Origin of the sequence: Synechococcus sp. H60.3 (assembly GCF_047462295.1) — a bacterium.
Taxonomy (GTDB): domain Bacteria; phylum Cyanobacteriota; class Cyanobacteriia; order Thermostichales; family Thermostichaceae; genus Thermostichus.
Genome location: NZ_JANSIY010000057.1, coordinates 1 through 16305 on the forward strand (window position 1 = coordinate 1; position 16305 = coordinate 16305).

Sequence of the window (16305 nt, forward strand, 5' to 3'; positions counted from 1 at the left end):
AGCAATACATCCAGAATCAGTCAGAGGGTGCTATCCATCCCCACCCGGGTGGGGAATTCCGCACCTTACGTTAAGCTTGGCGCGACAGGGATCCCCCTCATCTGCCGGACTCCTAGGAAGGAGGAAAATACCGACTTGCCTGAGACATCTGGGGTTGCCCCGGCAAAAGAGGGCTATTGGGCAAGGGCAGAATTTGCCAGAGCGATTGAGATGGCACTAGAGTAGCTTCAAGTCTTGCCAGCTCGTTCTCTTTGCCAATGTCTTTTGGGAGGTCAGCATGTTGTCTATCCCACAGGGGTTGGGCTCCCAGCGCCGTTTCCTCTGGGCAGGGATCCCGTTGGCTTGTTCTCTAGCCCTGGGGGCCTGCTGGAACAACCGCAGCAGTGCCGAACCCCCTTCTCCAACTCAGGGTGTCCAGGCTGAGGTTGCAGCACCGGCGCAAAACCCCTTCCCCCCCATCCCCACCCCGCCGCCGCCGCTGCCTTCCCCCAGTGGCACGCCCGGCCTTCCCCCCTGGTGGCCCCGGGAGCAATCGCCGCAGTGGCAGGATTCCCTCTACGCTTTGGTTTTGTCCGGCTTTTTGCAGGGGTTGGCTGCCCAAGGCGGGGCCCTCTCCCAGCAGGGGATCCTGCTCTGGACAGCCGAAGGCGAGCTGCTGGCGGAGCACCTGCTGGATCGGCCTTTGCCGGTGGGGGCTTTGGAGCAACTGGCCCTCAGCCTGATGGCGCTGGAGAAGTGGGGCTATGAGTATCGCTTCCAAACTCGCTTCTACACCACCGGCCATCGCTCCGGCCAGCGCTTGACGGGAGACTTGGTCGTGGTGGGCGGTGGGGATCCCTATTTCCGGGAGGCCAATGTGGCCGAGCTGGCCCGCCACCTGCACAACCTCGGCATTCGCCAGATCGACGGCGAGGTAAAGGTGGTGCCCCCCTTCCGCTTGCTGGGTCAGCCTGACTCTCTGGCCAGCGCCCGCCGGCTTGCCGAGCTCCTCCAGGATCCCCAGGGGCCCTATCCTGTGGCCATCGGCGGCTCCGGGTCAACATTAAGGGAGCTGACCGAGGAGATCCATTGCCTGGCCAGCTACACCTCGCTGCGCCTGGGATCCCTGCTACAAATCCTCAACGGCAGCAACGATCGGGCCATGGTAGAAGCCCTGTTAGCGGAGCTGGGAGGCAGAACAGCCCTGCTGGAGTACCTGCAGCAGCGGTTGGTAGCTCAGCCGGTTGCCCATCTGGATCCCAAACTGGCCCCTGCCCAGTCGGAAATTCGCCTTGGCCCAGGCGGGCAAGAGCTGTACCTCTCCCCCCGCGCCTTGGCCCATCTATGGGAACATCTGCTGGAGGCCACAGACGGGGATCCGACCCGGATCTTGCCTAGAGCAGGCATTGGCCACAGCACTCTGGGATTGCGCACCCTGCCCTCCGGCACGACCGCCCAGGTGGGCTCCGCCCCCGATCGGCTGATGATGGTGGGGCAGTTGCCCGATGGTACCCACTTCATCCTGCTCAACCACGGCCCGGATCTAGCCATTTTGCGCCAGCAGCAGGATCGGTTCCTGCAGGAGGTACTGGCCGTTGGGGAGCCCCTCCGCCACTGAGGCCTACCTCCGTCAATCTCAACCTTTGAGCTACGCCCCTCTCTGGTTTTTCCCAGGGGAGGGGGCTCTTGACCCTGTAGCTCTATCCGAATAGCGAGCCAACTGTTCGTTCTGTTCGTAACCCCGATCCCCGGCTCCCCTCCCCTAGAGGGAGAAGGGCTGTGGGTGAGGGCAGCTTTCAGGATTGAAAAAGGCGGGAATAAAGCTGCTGGTGAGCTTGGCAATCCCGTTCGTTGAGGGGGGCGAAGCTGCTCAGGGCTGGCCAAGCCAGGGTCGGGTCTCGCTTCACAACCGGCAGAATTTCCTGCTGCACCACGGTCTCAATCGGCTCATACAACTGGGCCAGCAAGCGCTGCCCCTCGCTATGCCCCAGAGGCACCAAGCGCACCGCTGCTGAGACCCACCCCGTGAGGGAGGCAAATAAGAAGGCTCGCAGGGTATCCTCTAGCCCAATGCCGGCCTGGGCGCAGATCCAGCCAAAGGCTAGGGGATAGTGGAGCAGCTCTCCCTCAGCCCTGGGAACGGATATCCCCCAGGTGCGCTCTGCCAGTTGTGCCAAGCGCTTCCCCAGATCCAGGCTGGCTTGGCGCGGTTCTGCTGCCCAACGGGATGCCTGCAGTTGCTGCTGTAGCTTGCCCATTCCCGCCAGGGATCCCCCTTGCGCCAGACAGTGGGCCAAGCCACAGGCTCTCCCCTCAAAGGGAGCCAAGCTCAGGTGCAGAACCCCCAACAAGTACCGCTGTACCTCCGCCCGATCCCGCAGCCGCTCCGCTTGCACAGCCGCTTCCAAGCCCCAGGAGTGGGAATAGGCGCCAATCGGCAGGGCAGAATCGGTGAGCTGCAGCAGCAGGTAGAAGGCGCTGCCAGAGCCTACAGGAGCGGCTTGAGCGGCGATCTGCTCAGCCATGGGGCAACTGCTTCTAGGGATGGGGGCGGATCAGGCCGTAGCCGCCGTGCTTGCGGACATAGATGACGTTGATCTCGCCGTTTTCGATGTTGCGGAACACGTAAAAATCATGATCCACCAGCTCCAACTGGTGTAGGGCCTCCTGAACTGTCATGGGAGGCATGGCGAAATACTTGGTGCGCACCACCTCGGGGGGCAGCTCTGCTTGCCGGTCTGTATTCAGCGGATCGGTGAGGGGCTGCTGGGCCACTGCCACCGAGGTTTTGGGAGAATGGCGGATGCGGTGAACGCCGTTGCGTTCTTTGTATTTGCGCAGCTTGCGGGCCAGCTTGTCGGCAACACGGTCAATGCTGGCGTAGAGGTTCTCGCTGCTTTCCTCCGCCCGAATGACGGTGCCATTGGCGTAGACGGTAACTTCGGCAGATTGGTTGGCACTGATGCGGGGGTTACGGGCCACCGATAGATTGACATCCACTTCACTGGTGATCTGGGCAAAATGGCTGACAGCCCGCTCGATTTTTTCTTGAACGTAGCTGCGGATGGCGTCGGTAATCTCGACGTTTTTCCCTTGGATCACAAGCTTAGTCATGGGCAGTCTCCCAGTTGTGTCAGTTTACACCTAAAGTTAGCGCCTCACCCTCGCAAAGGATCCCTAGAAAACAGCCCCCACCTCAGGCATGATCGCGGCCCGGCAACTTGCGGGAAGGGCTACGCCAGAAGATGAAGATTGGCTTTGGTAGCGGCACTAACCTCTTGGGTTAAGTCTAAGTTAACATCTCCCCCAGGGATCCGGTTCGGGGGTTAAGAATAAATTTAGGCTGTCTTCATTTTTAAGGGATTGGGGGCCAGCACCACTTCTCAGGCAAAGAGAAGTTCCCTGAATTTGGAACTCCAAATGCAAGTGGAGAAGGTCTCTAGATGGTTCGAAGAGAGCAAACTTAGCAGCAGAACTTACACAGATAGGCTCTGCCGAAAATACTTTTACTAAACTTGAATTCAACTCTGAGTATTAGGAAAGCTAAGGGTGTAGCTTTTAAGTGGGATTTCTCAGGAAACCTTCCAACCATCAATGCCCGCCCACTTCATCCTCAACTTTAGAAGAAGGATCGGCCTTGATCGACACAACTTATCCTCTGCAGCAGCGGAAATCAGCAGTTGCTGAACCAACCTCTGCTCTTAGGGCAAGCATCCCCTTATTTTTTATTGTTCTTTCTTCTCCTTGTAGATCTTGTAGCCATTATACAACCTGGTGAGTCGGGCGGCTTTTTCCAGCTCCGACAGAGACTGAAAGGGAGAATGAAGAGATGTTGACTGAAGTTAAGGTTTTTATCAAGATAGGGATCCCGCGGAAACATCGTTACCAGGAGCAGGTCTGAAAAGCTGTTTTTGGCCTCTTGGGCGGTGGCCGACCTGCTAGCTGAAAAGCCAGTTTGCTCAGGAAAAGGGGGATGGACTCGGTGGCCAGAGAGATCTCTTTGAAGGTGACGGAGCTTTTGGACAGAGCAGAGGCAGCTCTGCAGGATCGGTTTCAGGCGATAGATAACGTCCTTAGGGAGAACCTGGCGCGGGTGTTGCAGGCCTTTCGCCACCAGCAGGTGGGATCCCATCACTTCGCCGGCGTGTCGGGCTATGGGCACGACGACCGGGGACGAGAGGTGTTGGATCGGGTGTTTGCCCAGATCATGGGCTGTGAGGCGGCACTGGTGCGGCTGCAAATGGTGTCCGGCACCCATGCCATTGCCTGTGCCCTGTTTGGCGTGCTGCGGCCGGGGGATGAGCTGTTGGCCATCACCGGCCCCCCCTACGACACCCTGGAGGAGGTGATCGGCCTGCGCGGCTCGGGCCGGGGATCCCTACGGGAGTTCGGCGTCACCTACCGTCAGTTGGATCTGCGGGAAGGCGGCGTCGATTGGCAGGCCCTGAAAACGGCCCTCAAACCGCAAACCCGCCTGGTTCACATCCAGCGCTCCTGTGGCTATGACTGGCGTCCCAGCTTTTCCATCGCCCAGATTGCCGAGATGATCCAGATTGTTAAGGCACAAAACCCGGAGGTGGTGGTCTTGGTGGACAATTGCTACGGTGAGTTTGTGGAAACCCAAGAGCCCACCCACGTGGGTGCGGATTTGATCGCTGGATCCCTGATCAAAAATCCAGGGGGTACCCTGGCCCCGGCGGGGGGCTACGTGGCGGGGCGGGCCGAGCTGGTGGAGCAGGCTGCCTGCCGGCTGACGGCGCCGGGGATTGGCTTGGAAGGGGGAGCCACCTTCGATCTCAACCGGCTTCTATTTCAAGGGTTGTTTTTGGCCCCACAGATGGTGGCCGAAGCGGTTAAGATCGCCCATCTGGCCGCCCAGGTGTTCCACGATCTGGGCTATCCTGTTTCCCCGCTGCCCCAGGTGCCCCGCACCGATATCATCCAGGCCATTCAACTGGGATCCCCGCAGAAGTTGCAGGCCTTTTGCCGCGCTATCCAAAGCAGCTCGCCTGTGGATTCCTACCTCACGCCGGTTCCAGAAGTGATGCCCGGCTATGCCGACCCGGTAGTGATGGCGGCGGGCACTTTTGTTGCCGGCAGCAGTGCCGAGCTCTCCGCTGATGGGCCGATGCGGGAGCCCTACACCGTCTATTTGCAGGGGGGAACCCATCTCAGCCACGGGCGGCTGGCTCTAGAGGCCGTCTTGCAAGCCTGGGATGCTCTGTAAATTGCCGTCCCTGTCCGACTCTGCCCAAGCGGTAAAATTGGACTTATGGTCTCCATTCCCCCTCGAGGGATCCTCACTGATTGGATGTCGAGCTTGTGTTTTAGTTCTGGGTTTTCCCGCCGCTGGGGATCCCGTCTGGCCCTTGCTTGGGTGGCTCTGAGGTTGGTCAGCGGCTGTCGGCTACTGAACCTGGTGGGAGAGAGGAGCACACAAGTGGGATCCGCCTTGACTCGCTCTTCCCTGTGGAGAGGCAGCCAGACCCTGACAGGAACTCTTGAAGCAGGGGACAAGGTCAGCCCCCAGTACGGCAGCTACTGGGATGGGATCCCTGTTGCCGCCAAGGCGGGCCAGATCCTGATCGCCACCCTGGAGAGCGAAGACTTTGACCCCTACCTGGAGCTGGTGGACGGCCAGGGGCGGGTAATCGGCTTTGACGACGACTCCGGCCCCGATGTCAACGCCCTCTTGGCGGTGCGGCTGCTGCAGGAAGGCACCTACACCTTGCGGGCCACGAGCTTCGAGCCGGAATCCACCGGCACCTATCGGCTGGCCTACCGGCTGGCCCAGGTCGATTGGCAGCAAACGGTGTCGGGCCGTCTGCAGAAGGGATCCGCCCAGCACCCTGAGGACGGCAGTTGGATGGAAGAACACCCCATTGCTGCCCGGGCCGGACAGATCTTGATAGCCTTGATGACCAGCTCCGATCTCGATGCCTTTTTGCAACTGCTGGATCCCAGTGGCGACGTGATTGCCTGGGATGATGACCAAGGGAGCAGAAGCGATGCCCTAATGATCGCCTTTTTGCCTCGCAGCGGTACCTACACCCTCCGGGCCAACACCCACAAACCAGGAGAAGAAGGAGCCTATGTGTTGCAGTACGCCCTGCACTAGTGTCCAGGCCTGCCAAGCTTCTGCACCTTCCCTGAGAAGTTTTGGCCAGTCGGCTTATAAGCCTTTTGATGCCGATGTCGAGATTGGGCAAGAGTTATTATTTTTATTGCTTTATTGTTATTAGCCCTGGAAGCTTCTGGTTCAAAGCCTTCTGAAGCCAGGATGGTTGGGGTTTGCTGAGGTTTATGGGAAAGCATGACATCTTATCCTAAGTTGTGACAGAGCTGAAATGTTGCCTTCACGGACGAGGCGTTTTCCCTAGAATGGGATTGATGGCCTAGACCACTCTTGCTTTTGCACTTTCGCAGTTCAGCCCTTACCCTACACAATGGATGCCATGACCCCTGAAATGGTACGCCAGTTTTGGTCTTTGGTCAGCGAGATCGGCAGGCCAGATTGGCTCAATCAACGTGACGATGACTTGGTGAATCTGCTTCTGAGTGCCTGCCAAAAAAAACATGCCCTCAGCAACGTCGATGCCTCGATTCTCAACCGCTACATCAGCATCCGCCTGCCCTTGATTCGTGAAATTGTTGTGGACTAGACCGAGCTAGGAGGGGTTTTTCCCAGCCATGATGGCTGCACAGATTACTTTGCTCGTCTATGGAGCGCTGCTTTTGGTAGGCGGAGTCGTCGGCTATATGAAAGGCAGAAGCTCCAAGTCGTTAATCGGCGGCCTGGTGGGGGCCGCCCTCAGTGGCGTCAGCTATGGGCTACTGGGAACAGGTTCCCGCTGGGGGCTGGGCCTGGGCTTGGGGACGGCGGCGCTGGGATCCCTTCTCTTTGCCCTGCGCTACCGCAAAACCGGCAGGTTTATGCCTGCTGGTCTGATGCTAGTGGTGAGCTTGGTGGCTGTTCTTCTCCTAAGCCTCAGCTTCGGCTCGGTCTAGGCCGGAGACAAGCCTGCATAGCTGTCGGTTCCAGGCTCTGGAAGGATGGAAAGTCTGGGGTCACCGCGGTGCAACTCGATAGAAGCGCGTGGTGGTCACCCACTCGGTGGCAGGGATCTCCTCGACGACAATGGCGCGAGCGATGGCATCGCCCAGTTGGGATTCCCGTACCCTTACATTGGCAAAGGATCCACCCTGCTCAAAAGAGGCGATCTCCTGGAAGTTGAGGGGACGGAGGGAGGCCACCGCCAATACTTGGGCTTGGCCAAAGGGCGGAGCAATGGTTAGGCGGTAGCGGGCACCGGGGGGCGGGAAGGTGCGCACTTCGCCGGCCCGCAGAAACTCGTTTCCACCCGAGAAGCGGTTGGGCAAAATCAAATGGGTGCGGCCATCGGCTTGGATGCTGAACAGGTAGACGTAGGCGTCGCGATTGGTGCTCAAGGTAATGGAAATCGGCTCGCCGGGCCGGTAGATGGGGTTAGAGCCACGCCGATCCAGCTCCAGATTTACCTGCAAGTCGGAAGGTACTGGGTTGACGAGGATGGAGCGGGTGCCGGTTTCCAGGCGAGTGTCGGCCAGTTGTAGCCTTGGCAGCGGGGAGTAGAGGCCCAGCGTCTGCGGGAAAACGACGGTGGCCGGAGCCATCGACAGCCCCAAAGCCAGCGGCAGGAAGAGCAGTTTGGCGTTCATAGTTCACCCCTGATTAGCGGCTATGTTCATCCTAGGAAAGGGCAGAGTTTTGCCAGAGCAGGCTTTGCGCAATCTGAGATCCCCTGCTGAGGCAGTTTCCCCTGCCGCAGATGGCAGGCCCAGCGGCGAAAAGGCGCTGAACCGCTTCTCACCATTAGGGTGGGAAAACCGGGAGATCCCATCTGGCAAGGGCTAAGCTGCAGATCAGGGATCCCTCGGCTCAGACCCAAACCTTGCCTATGGCCAACGACAGTTACCAAGAAGGCATCGCGGCGGTTCAGGCGGGCGATTTTCCGGCGGCCATCCAGGCGTTTCGCCGAGCAGTTACCGAGGACCCCACGCACACCGAAGCTCGCTATAAGCTGGCCTGGGTGCTGGGTATGAGTGGCTATCTGGATCCAGCCCTGGCCGAACTGGAGGCGGTAGTGGCGGCGGATCCCAGCCATGTTGCAGCCCACTACAACCGCGGGGCACTGCTCTTGCAAAAGGCTCAACTGGAAGCAGAGGTGGATGGCCAGATCGATCTAGACGTCCTGCGGCAGGCGGAAGAGGCCTTTCAGACCGTGATGCGCTTGGATCCCACCGATCAACGGGCCTACGCCTTTCTCACTTTGGTCAAGCGGGCCATCCGCAACTATCAGTCGCCCGCGCAGCCTTCTAGCCGCAGTGACGAGTGAACCCCCTGAGCCAGCACCTCATCCCTCCCCCAGCACCCAGGGCGGCGGCGCTAAAAGCCCATCAGGCGGGCTACAGCAGCCAAATCGGGGGCAACCCCCGTGTGGATGGGGGCGGATCCCTGCTGGGCGGCCGTGTCGGGATCCTTGAGGCCGTTGCCGGTGAGCACGCACACCACCCGGGCGCCGGCAGGCACCTGATCCCGCCATTTCAGCAATCCAGCCACCGAGGCGGCACTGGCCGGCTCGCAGAAGATCCCTTCCTCTCTTGCCAGCAGACGATAGGCGGCCAAGATCTCCTCGTCAGTTACACTGTCCACTCGGCCACCGCTGACCTGGACAGCCGCCTTGGCCTTTACCCAACTGGCAGGGTTGCCAATGCGGATGGCTGTGGCCACCGTTTCTGGATGTTCCACCACGCGATTGAGGACGATAGGAGCAGCGCCGGCAGCCTCAAAGCCATAGAGATGCGGGCGGCGGCTGGCCTTGCCTTGCTGGTAGTAGTGGCAAAAGCCCATCCAGTAGGCGGTGATGTTGCCGGCATTGCCTACCGGGATACAGAGCCAGTCGGGGGCATCTCCCAAAGCATCCACCACCTCAAAGGCGGCAGTTTTCTGTCCTTCTAGCCGAAAGCGGTTGACAGAATTGACCAGGGCCACAGGGTAGACTTCCGCCAGTTGCCGCACCATGGCCAGCGCCTGGTCAAAGTTGCCCTGAATGGCGATGATCTCCGCCCCGTACATCAGGGTTTGGGCCAGCTTGCCCTTGGCCACATAGCCATCAGGGATCAGCACGTAGGCCCGCAGGCCTCCTTTGGCCGCATAGGCAGCGGCTGCTGCTGAGGTATTGCCGGTGCTGGCACAGAGGATGGCCTCCGCCCCCGCCTCCTTGGCTTTGGACACCGCCATGGTCATGCCCCGATCCTTGAAGCTGCCGGTGGGGTTGAGACCCTCCAGCTTTAGGTATACCTGGCAGTCTCGCCCCAGCCGTCGGCTCAGGGCGGGAGAGGGGATCAGAGGGGTATTACCTTCATGCAGCGTCACTACGGGGGTGCGAGGGCTGACGGGGAGCCACTCCCGGTAGTGCTCAATGATGCCGGGCCAGAGACGGGATCCGGCCATAGGCGGGGAAGAGGGGGGATTGAGGGTAACCATGCTGTGGACAAGTCGAGGCCGTTAAAGGGCCAGCTCTCTAACTTTAACTGTTTGGGAGACTGTTCTATCAGCTTTGCCCAACGGCGGCTGCAACTACCAGCCGAGGGAGTCTGGTGGCTGCAAGGCCAGGGCCTGAACCAGCGCCTGCAGCTTCAGGCGGATTTCGGCCACTTCCTGCTCCGGCTTGGAGTCGGCTACGATGCCGGCGCCAGCATACAGGCGGACCCGCTTCCCTTCAATCAGGGCTGAGCGGATCCCAACCACCAACTCGCCATTGCCCTGCAAGTCCACCCAGCCCAAAGGGGCGGCATAGCTCGAGCGGTCAAAGGGCTCCCACTGCTCCAGCCACTGCAGCGCCGCCTGCTGCGGATAGCCTCCTACAGCGGCAGTGGGGTGGAGCTGGGCCAACAGGTCAAATAGATGCACATCAGCGGGGAGCTCCGCCTCGATTACCGTTTGCAGATGCTGGATGTTGGCCAAACGGCGCAGCCGAGGCTGAGGGGAGATGCGGGGCTTCATCCCCAGCCGGCCCAGAGCTTCCTGGATCGAGCGCACTACCCACTGGTGTTCACGCCGGTCTTTGGCGCTCCGGAGCAATTGCTCGGCCAGCATCCGGTCTTGGTGGCCGTTGGCGCCGCGGGCGACGGAGCCGGCCAGCGCATCAATCTGCACCCGGCCTTGCCACACCGAAAGCAGCCGCTCCGGGCTGGCTCCCAGGAAGACCTGGGGAGGAAAATTCCCCTCACTTTCTGAGGCAAAGGCGAAGACGCTGCAATCGGGGTGATGCGCCTCCAGATAGGCCAGCAGCGAGGGGATGGCCGGAGGGGAGGGCAACACCAGATCCACCGCTTCCGCCAGCACCGCTTTCTCCAGAGATCCCACCTGAATTGCTTGCAGGGCTTTTTCAATTCGCGCCAAGAGGGCCTCTTCCGCCACTGCCACCTGCGGCGGCGGCTGGGGCTTCCAGGCATTCCAGGCAGGCAAGGGGGCCTCGGCAAGGCGCTGCATGCGGACAAAAAAAGCGGCAATCTGGCCGGCCAAGGCCGCCGGGTCGCTTTCAGGGCCAATTTCCAGGTTGAGCCGCGCCACCGTCAACTCCCCCTGCACCTGCAACAGTTGCCAGCGCGGCAGGACCAGCGCTGCCCCCCCGCCGCTGTTGGGGGCAAAGCCAAAACGGCAGAAGCACAAAGGGCGCTCCTGCTGGCTGCGGGGGGACTCTGGGGTGCAGCCGGGAGCGCTATGAACATGGGGCTGGAGCCCTTGCACAAAGGCCCGTGCCGCCTCAAATCTCCCCTTTCCCGAAAGGTCGAGCTGCCGCAGGGATCCCCATCCCAGCACCCGCACCCGTTCCCCTTGCGTCGGGTGGGAGAGGTAGCAATAGCCGAGGGAGTGGCTGGGGGGGAGCGAGCCCAACTGCCGGGCCAGCACTGCCAGCGGATCTAGCCCTGAGATGGGCTGCCATAGGCTGAGAATCTGGGGGATCCCTCGCGCCCGCGCCATCTCTTGGCAGGCCGCTAGCAGGGGATCCCAGGCGTGTTCCACCTCTCCTGGCCCAGCAGAGGTGTGAATGGGCGGCCAGTCTCTGGGCCCTTCCGGGCATCCGGACGCACCCTTCCAGGGGAAAAGAGAAGAAGTCATGCGCAAGCAAAAGAGGACGATCCCACCTTGGCCGAAAACAGGACAAGCGTCATCGCAGCCGGCAGGGGAAGCTGCAGAAAGGCGTTTCAGGATAGGAGATTAGGAGAGCAGCCGGCGGCTCAGGCTCGCCAGCGCCGGATCCCAGGCGTTTCTTTACGGATTGCAAAGTTTCTTAGCATCCTTGGGGATGGGGACAGAAGCCCCCTAACCTAACAAATACAGAGCCAACACAGAACCCAGAGAGAGCTAGATCCAACATGCTCGCACAGCCGGAACCGTCAAAGAGAACGTGCAGGGATCCAGAGACCAGCCAGGTACAGCTTGCAGAAAAGGGCACTTGGGAGGGCCGCTCCCGGCGGCAGTTGTGGATGGCCGCCCTCAAGCCTCCTATGTACAGTGTGGCCATCATGCCCATCTGGGTGGGATCTGCCATCGCCTACGCCCAGGCAGGGGTGATGGATGTGGGGGTTTTGGCGGTGTTTTTGGGGGCCGCCATCTGTCTTTTGGCTTGGGTCAACATCAGCAACGATGTGTTCGATGCCCAGACAGGGGTGGACAAAAACAAGCTCCACTCACTGGTCAACCTAACCGGCAAGCCGGAGCAGGTGTTCTGGGCTGGCAATGCCTTTTTGGCCCTGGGGTTGGCAGGGATCCTCTGGCTAAGCTGGCGGCAAGCGGATCCAACGGTGCTGCTGCTGGTGCTGCTGGCCTGCGGGCTGGGCTACGCCTACCAGGGGCCGCCCCTGCGCCTGGGCTATCAAGGGCTGGGGGAGATCCTCTGTTTTTTGAGCTTTGGGCCGCTGGCGGTTCTGGCTGCCCACTACAGCCAAAGCCAAACGTGGTCGCTGCCGGCCCTGGCGGCCTCGCTGGTGGTGGGGATGGTCACCAGCCTAATTTTGTTTTGCTCCCATTTTCATCAGGTGGAGGACGATCTGGCTGCTGGCAAGCGCTCGCCAGTGGCTCGGCTGGGCACCCGCCGCTCCGCCCGTCTCATCCCCTGGATCTGCGGCAGCATTTTTGGCCTGCTGCTGCTGTTTGTCGGGCTGGGGGCTTTTCCGGCTTGGACGTTGCTGGGTTTTGCCGGGATCCCCTTTGCGGTGCGGCTATCCCGCCTGCTGGGGGCCTACCACGACCAGCCGCAGCGGATCAGCCATTCTAAGTTCATCGCTGTTGGCCTCCACTTTTGGCTAGGGCTGTTTCTGGGGTTGGGCTTTATCCTCAGCCGTCTGGGATAAACCAGAACCTTAGAGGTGATCGGGATCCCGACGAGGCGGCCCGCAAATTGCGATAAGCTACAGCCTAGTGTGCCGGGTTGGGTGTTGGCCCTGCTGGGGCTCATGGGTTCGGAATCAACGTAAGGCAGCGGCGAGAACAGGATGCGGCGATTTTTCAATTCCAACCTGGGGGTGGCGCTCTTGGGAACCGGCCTCTTGGCCGCTCTGGTTGCCTGGGCCTTGTCCATCGACATCGAAGAGGTAAAGGTGGAGTCCCCTCCCCCGGATCAGCCCCTTTCCGTCAGCCGCAGGGTGGATATTGTGGGTCGTCGAGGGGGCCACCAGCGTTGGCGTCTCATCGCCGAACAGGTGGAGCTCAGAGCTGGGCAACAGGTGTTTGAGCAGGGGGCGCACGGCTACTTCTACGGAGGTGGCGCCGACCGCCAAGAAGAGGTGCCGGATCCCTTTTTTGCCAGCAGCGAGCAGATGACTTGGTGGGCCAAGCGGGCCCGCTACGACGCCACCGCCGACGCCCTCTATCTGGATGAGGAGGTGGAGGTGAGAAGCGAGGATGGCAGCCTGCTTCTGACCCGCGCTCTGAGAGTCACGCCTGAAGAGCGCATCGAGGTGCCGGCGGAGTTCACCCTCAAGGGGCAGGAAATGGTGCTGCAGGGCCGCTCCGGCTCGTTTAACTTCCAATTTGCCCTCCTCAGTGCCCAGCAGGGCAAGCTAATTGTGCTGCCTCCGGATCGCCCCAGCAAGACGGAGTCCTCCAGCTCTGCCCAAGGAGCCGACCTGGCCAGCGCCGCCCGGTGGGTGGCCACTGCGGCGGCGGATCCTGCCTCCACCACCATCACCGCCGACCAGATCACCTACGATCGTGCCAATCAAGTGGCCGAAGGGAGAGGCAACCTGCGCATCCGCGAACGTGGCATCGAGATTCGCGCCCCTCAGGGCACCTACCTGCGCCAGCAGGCCCAGAGCATTCTCTCCGGCGGCGTGGTGTTGCAGGAGGTAGCCGGCGACACCAGCCGGGATCCCCTGTTAGCCGATCTGCGCTTGGCCCAGGCTAGCCCACAGGCGACTCCCAACCAACCGGATCAGGAGGTCACCATCATTGCCGACCGCCTCACCTACGACCGCAACACGCAAGTTGCCCGCGGGGAAGGCAACCTGGAAATTCAACAAGGGGAAACCACCATCCAGGCAGCTCAGGGCACCTACCGCCGCCGCGAATCCCAAAGCCTGCTGACGGGGGGAGTGACCTTGCGCGAGCCGGGGCGGGTGCTCACCTCCGCCCGCCTGGAGGGCAACCACCGCGACAAGATCTTCTTCTTCGAAGAAAACGTTCTCTACCGGCAGATGGCCGCCTCTACCCCAGCTCCTGGCGGCGGATCCCTGACAGAGGAGCTGCGCCAAGCCGAAACGGAAGTGCGGGCCGCTCGCCTGGTTTACAACTCCCGTACCGGCACCTCGGAGTTTAGCGATGCTGTCGAGTTTATCCAGCGGGGGCGCAAGGCCAAGGCCAACCAGGCCACCATCACCCCTGAGAAGGTGGAGCTGCGGGGGGAGGTGGTGATCGAGCAGATCGAGGGGGACTGGCTGGCGCGGCGCCTGCAAAACCCCCAGACCCAGGCCGATGTCGATCAACCGACGGTGATCTATGCCGATCGGGTGGAGATCGACCAGGCCAGCGGCGATGCCCGCTTCCTCGGCAATGTAGTGATCGTCCAGGCCAACCGCGCTATTGAGGGAGATCGGGCCGACTACTCCGACCAAGGGCAGATTTTCAGGATCACCGCCGACCAGGCTCCCGTCCTCCTCTGCGATCGCGGCGAGCTCACTCCCGTTCCCCCCAAAACCAGTGAGGGTCTGCCCGGTCGCGATGCTCTGGATCAGATGTGTCGGGGCGCCAACCGCCTCAGCGGCAGGCTGGTCACCCTGAACTTGGAACAGGATGAGTACACCGTCGAGGGGGACGAGCAGCAGCAGGGGATGTTTCAATTTCGCATCACCGACGCCCTCTGACGGGATCCAACCCTTGCCTGCCACTCGTCTGGGGCCGGCTAAGTCGCACGCCAGTCTGAGGGAATAAAGGCACATGCCCACCCAATTGACCAAAGGAAAACGGCACCAAGGCGCTGCTGGTAGGGGGAGCTTGTGGGGATCCCTAAAATTTGGGGGCTTTTTTTTGGAGTTTTATCTCTTCAAAGAAATGATCCGCCCCTTCTTTTTGGGGGTGGCAGGGGGCACGGTAATGATGCTGGGCAACCAGCTTTTTATCTACGCCGATTTGCTGGTGAAAAAAGGCGCCCCTCCCCTCACAATTTTGCACATTCTCCTCCTCAACTTGCCCGCCATTTTGGTGGTCACCTTCCCCATTGCCGGCCTCTTTGCCACCCTGCTCACCCTGGGCAGGATGGGGGCCGACAGCGAGATCACGGCTCTGCGGGCCGCCGGGATCCCCTATCGCAAGGTGCTGATTCCGGTGCTCTGCATCGGTCTACTGATCAGCGGCCTGGCGCTGTTGACCAATGAAGTGATCGTGCCCCAAACCAACCAAAAAGTGAAAACCCTGAACACCAATCTCATCCTGGCTCAGGATGCCCTTCCCTTTGACTCGGAAGAGATCGTGCGGGTGGACGACGACCTTTGGTTTCATGTGGGATCCATTGACCCGGAGACCGGCTTGATGCGCGACTTACTGATTTTGGATCGCAAGGCCGAGACCGGCCACCTACGCTACCCGCAGGTGATCTCTGCCGAAACGGCACGTCAGGTGGGCCAAGCGTGGCACCTGCAAGACGTGGTGATCCGTCGCTACGACGAGCGGGGGCGCACCTACTACGAGGGCCAGGTGGCGGAGATGGAGCTGAACATCGTCAGCAAGTTGGTGGGCCTGGTGTACGCCGAAAAGGTGCCCCAGGAGCAACGGGCGGCAGAGCTGTGGGAGCAATGCCAGCGATATCGAGCGGAGCAACGTCCTTCTGCCGATGTAGCCCGCTGCCTGACGGAGTACCACCTCAAGTTCGCCATTCCCTTGGCCAGCTTTTTTGCCATCTTGGTGGCTGCGCCCCTAGGCCTACAAACGGTGCGGCAGACCGGCCGCTACGGCAGTGTGGCGCTAGCGATTGTCCTGGTGTTTATTTACTATGTACTGATGAGCTTAGGACGCGCGATGGGTCGAGTTGAGCAGATCGATCCCTGGCTGGCTGCCTGGTTGCCGAATATGATTTTCGGCGGGGTGGGCTTCTCTCTACTGTGGCGGTTTTTACGGTGAGATTCGGCAACTTCCCACATGGCTTCAGCCCTTGGGCAAGGTGGCTAGCCCTTTGCTGGGGCAGCTCCCTGTGGGTGGGAATGGAGAGGGCGGTCTTTGCCCAGCCGGATCTCCTGCCCACCAAGATGGAGGGCTACCAGCGCTTTTGGGCAGCGCAAACGTCGGCCCAGCGGTTACAACCGGCTCACCGAGCTCCCAGCCCAGAATCGGTTGCTCCCCCTGGTGCCAGCCTGCTGGGGGATCCCATCACCTTAGCCGAGGCTCAATCTTCTCCGCCCGCTGTGCTCTTGAAGGCGGCAACTGGACCTTCTGCGGCCTCAGTTTCTAATCTTGGCTCCCCGCCGTCTAGCACCCCTTCTGAAAAGGCCCTCACGCCAGAAGAGTTAAACCGGCAGCGGCTGCAACGGCTCTTGGCCGAGGGGGCAGCGGCCCACGCCCGGCGGCAGGCACAACAGGCCCAGGCAACGCCGTCTTCCCGGCCCGCTTCAGCGGCGACGTCCCCTGCAACTGTTCCGACTCTGGACTCTCTCGGCTCCCCCCGTTCCCAAGCTGCTGCCCTGCGGATGGAAGAAGAACCCCGGCTGCGTCCCACCGAGACTAGGCGCGGCCTAGGATCCACTGGCGAGAGCTTAGCTACTGCTTATCCGGTTACCCCTCAAGGGCCAGAG

General features: G+C 61.0%; 14 protein-coding genes and 1 pseudogene. 10 read left to right on the forward strand and 5 right to left on the reverse strand.

The window, feature by feature from the left end:
* Window positions 1–277: 277 nt before the first annotated feature.
* Window positions 278–1597 (forward strand): D-alanyl-D-alanine carboxypeptidase, encoded by a 1320-nt coding sequence (locus NW841_RS07600; protein ID WP_414365287.1) that lies wholly within the window; start codon window positions 278–280, stop codon window positions 1595–1597.
* A gap of 178 nt (window positions 1598–1775) precedes the next feature.
* Here NW841_RS07600 and NW841_RS07605 read toward each other — a convergent pair whose 3' ends face one another.
* Together NW841_RS07605 and hpf are read right to left on the reverse strand one after the other, a co-directional pair.
* Window positions 1776–2504, reverse strand: coding sequence for an urease accessory protein UreF (locus tag NW841_RS07605; RefSeq protein WP_414365289.1), 729 nt, complete (start codon window positions 2502–2504; stop codon window positions 1776–1778).
* Window positions 2505–2517: 13 nt separating this feature from the next.
* Window positions 2518–3093, reverse strand: a complete 576-nt coding sequence (gene hpf / locus NW841_RS07610; RefSeq protein ID WP_414365290.1) for a ribosome hibernation-promoting factor, HPF/YfiA family — start codon at window positions 3091–3093, stop codon at window positions 2518–2520.
* 859 nt (window positions 3094–3952) lie between these two features.
* Here hpf and NW841_RS07615 point away from each other — a divergent pair.
* From NW841_RS07615 to NW841_RS07630, 4 genes are all read left to right on the forward strand, one after another.
* Entirely contained in the window at window positions 3953–5206 is a 1254-nt protein-coding gene (locus NW841_RS07615) for an aminotransferase class I/II-fold pyridoxal phosphate-dependent enzyme (protein ID WP_414386003.1), read from the forward strand.
* 84 nt (window positions 5207–5290) lie between these two features.
* Window positions 5291–6097: a hypothetical protein gene (locus NW841_RS07620; protein WP_414365294.1), complete on the forward strand. Its 807-nt coding sequence runs from the start codon at window positions 5291–5293 to the stop codon at window positions 6095–6097.
* A gap of 337 nt (window positions 6098–6434) precedes the next feature.
* Entirely contained in the window at window positions 6435–6641 is a 207-nt protein-coding gene (locus tag NW841_RS07625) for a hypothetical protein (protein ID WP_071813530.1), read from the forward strand.
* 28 nt (window positions 6642–6669) lie between these two features.
* Window positions 6670–6987, forward strand: a complete 318-nt coding sequence (locus tag NW841_RS07630) for a TMEM14 family protein (protein ID WP_414365296.1) — start codon at window positions 6670–6672, stop codon at window positions 6985–6987.
* Between the two features lie 60 nt (window positions 6988–7047).
* On the opposite strand, the gene NW841_RS07635 is transcribed toward NW841_RS07630, so the two are convergent.
* On the reverse strand, window positions 7048–7677 hold the full coding sequence (locus tag NW841_RS07635) for a DUF4384 domain-containing protein (RefSeq protein WP_414386004.1): 630 nt from the start codon (window positions 7675–7677) through the stop codon (window positions 7048–7050).
* A gap of 239 nt (window positions 7678–7916) precedes the next feature.
* On the opposite strand from NW841_RS07635, the gene NW841_RS07640 reads away from it, so the two are divergent.
* Window positions 7917–8354: a tetratricopeptide repeat protein gene (locus NW841_RS07640; protein ID WP_414377826.1), complete on the forward strand. Its 438-nt coding sequence runs from the start codon at window positions 7917–7919 to the stop codon at window positions 8352–8354.
* 50 nt (window positions 8355–8404) lie between these two features.
* On the opposite strand, the gene thrC is transcribed toward NW841_RS07640, so the two are convergent.
* Together thrC and NW841_RS07650 are read right to left on the reverse strand one after the other, a co-directional pair.
* Window positions 8405–9505 carry a threonine synthase gene (thrC, locus tag NW841_RS07645; RefSeq protein ID WP_414365301.1) on the reverse strand — a complete coding sequence of 367 codons (1101 nt, stop codon included), beginning with the start codon at window positions 9503–9505 and terminating at the stop codon, window positions 8405–8407.
* Between the two features lie 93 nt (window positions 9506–9598).
* Entirely contained in the window at window positions 9599–11047 is a 1449-nt protein-coding gene (locus NW841_RS07650; protein WP_414386005.1) for an isochorismate synthase, read from the reverse strand.
* A gap of 464 nt (window positions 11048–11511) precedes the next feature.
* Here NW841_RS07650 and menA point away from each other — a divergent pair, with 464 nt between their 5' ends.
* The 4 genes and pseudogenes from menA to NW841_RS07670 form a co-directional block, all read left to right on the forward strand.
* Window positions 11512–12378 (forward strand): 2-carboxy-1,4-naphthoquinone phytyltransferase, encoded by an 867-nt coding sequence (gene menA, locus NW841_RS07655; RefSeq protein ID WP_414365304.1) that lies wholly within the window; start codon window positions 11512–11514, stop codon window positions 12376–12378.
* 141 nt (window positions 12379–12519) lie between these two features.
* A complete protein-coding gene (locus NW841_RS07660; protein WP_414386006.1) occupies window positions 12520–14385 on the forward strand; it encodes an LptA/OstA family protein in 1866 nt (621 codons plus the stop codon).
* Between the two features lie 73 nt (window positions 14386–14458).
* Window positions 14459–15637, forward strand: a complete 1179-nt coding sequence (locus tag NW841_RS07665; RefSeq protein ID WP_414365308.1) for an LptF/LptG family permease — start codon at window positions 14459–14461, stop codon at window positions 15635–15637.
* Window positions 15638–15717: 80 nt separating this feature from the next.
* Window positions 15718–16305, forward strand: a pseudogene (locus NW841_RS07670) (hypothetical protein); the annotation flags it as partial.

What these genes read in the sequence shown, in the direction of transcription:
- NW841_RS07605 (WP_414365289.1), bottom strand. Translation starts at nt 2,504, where the DNA reads ATGGCTGAGCAGATCGCCGCTCAAGCCGCTCCTGTAGGCTCTGGCAGC.
- NW841_RS07640 (WP_414377826.1), top strand. Translation starts at nt 7,917, where the DNA reads ATGGCCAACGACAGTTACCAAGAAGGCATCGCGGCGGTTCAGGCGGGC.
- NW841_RS07635 (WP_414386004.1), bottom strand. Translation starts at nt 7,677, where the DNA reads ATGAACGCCAAACTGCTCTTCCTGCCGCTGGCTTTGGGGCTGTCGATG.
- NW841_RS07615 (WP_414386003.1), top strand. Translation starts at nt 3,953, where the DNA reads ATGGACTCGGTGGCCAGAGAGATCTCTTTGAAGGTGACGGAGCTTTTG.
- NW841_RS07600 (WP_414365287.1), top strand. Translation starts at nt 278, where the DNA reads ATGTTGTCTATCCCACAGGGGTTGGGCTCCCAGCGCCGTTTCCTCTGG.
- NW841_RS07620 (WP_414365294.1), top strand. Translation starts at nt 5,291, where the DNA reads ATGTCGAGCTTGTGTTTTAGTTCTGGGTTTTCCCGCCGCTGGGGATCC.
- NW841_RS07630 (WP_414365296.1), top strand. Translation starts at nt 6,670, where the DNA reads ATGATGGCTGCACAGATTACTTTGCTCGTCTATGGAGCGCTGCTTTTG.
- NW841_RS07660 (WP_414386006.1), top strand. Translation starts at nt 12,520, where the DNA reads ATGCGGCGATTTTTCAATTCCAACCTGGGGGTGGCGCTCTTGGGAACC.
- NW841_RS07625 (WP_071813530.1), top strand. Translation starts at nt 6,435, where the DNA reads ATGACCCCTGAAATGGTACGCCAGTTTTGGTCTTTGGTCAGCGAGATC.
- thrC (WP_414365301.1), bottom strand. Translation starts at nt 9,505, where the DNA reads ATGGTTACCCTCAATCCCCCCTCTTCCCCGCCTATGGCCGGATCCCGT.
- NW841_RS07665 (WP_414365308.1), top strand. Translation starts at nt 14,459, where the DNA reads ATGCCCACCCAATTGACCAAAGGAAAACGGCACCAAGGCGCTGCTGGT.
- hpf (WP_414365290.1), bottom strand. Translation starts at nt 3,093, where the DNA reads ATGACTAAGCTTGTGATCCAAGGGAAAAACGTCGAGATTACCGACGCC.
- menA (WP_414365304.1), top strand. Translation starts at nt 11,512, where the DNA reads ATGGCCGCCCTCAAGCCTCCTATGTACAGTGTGGCCATCATGCCCATC.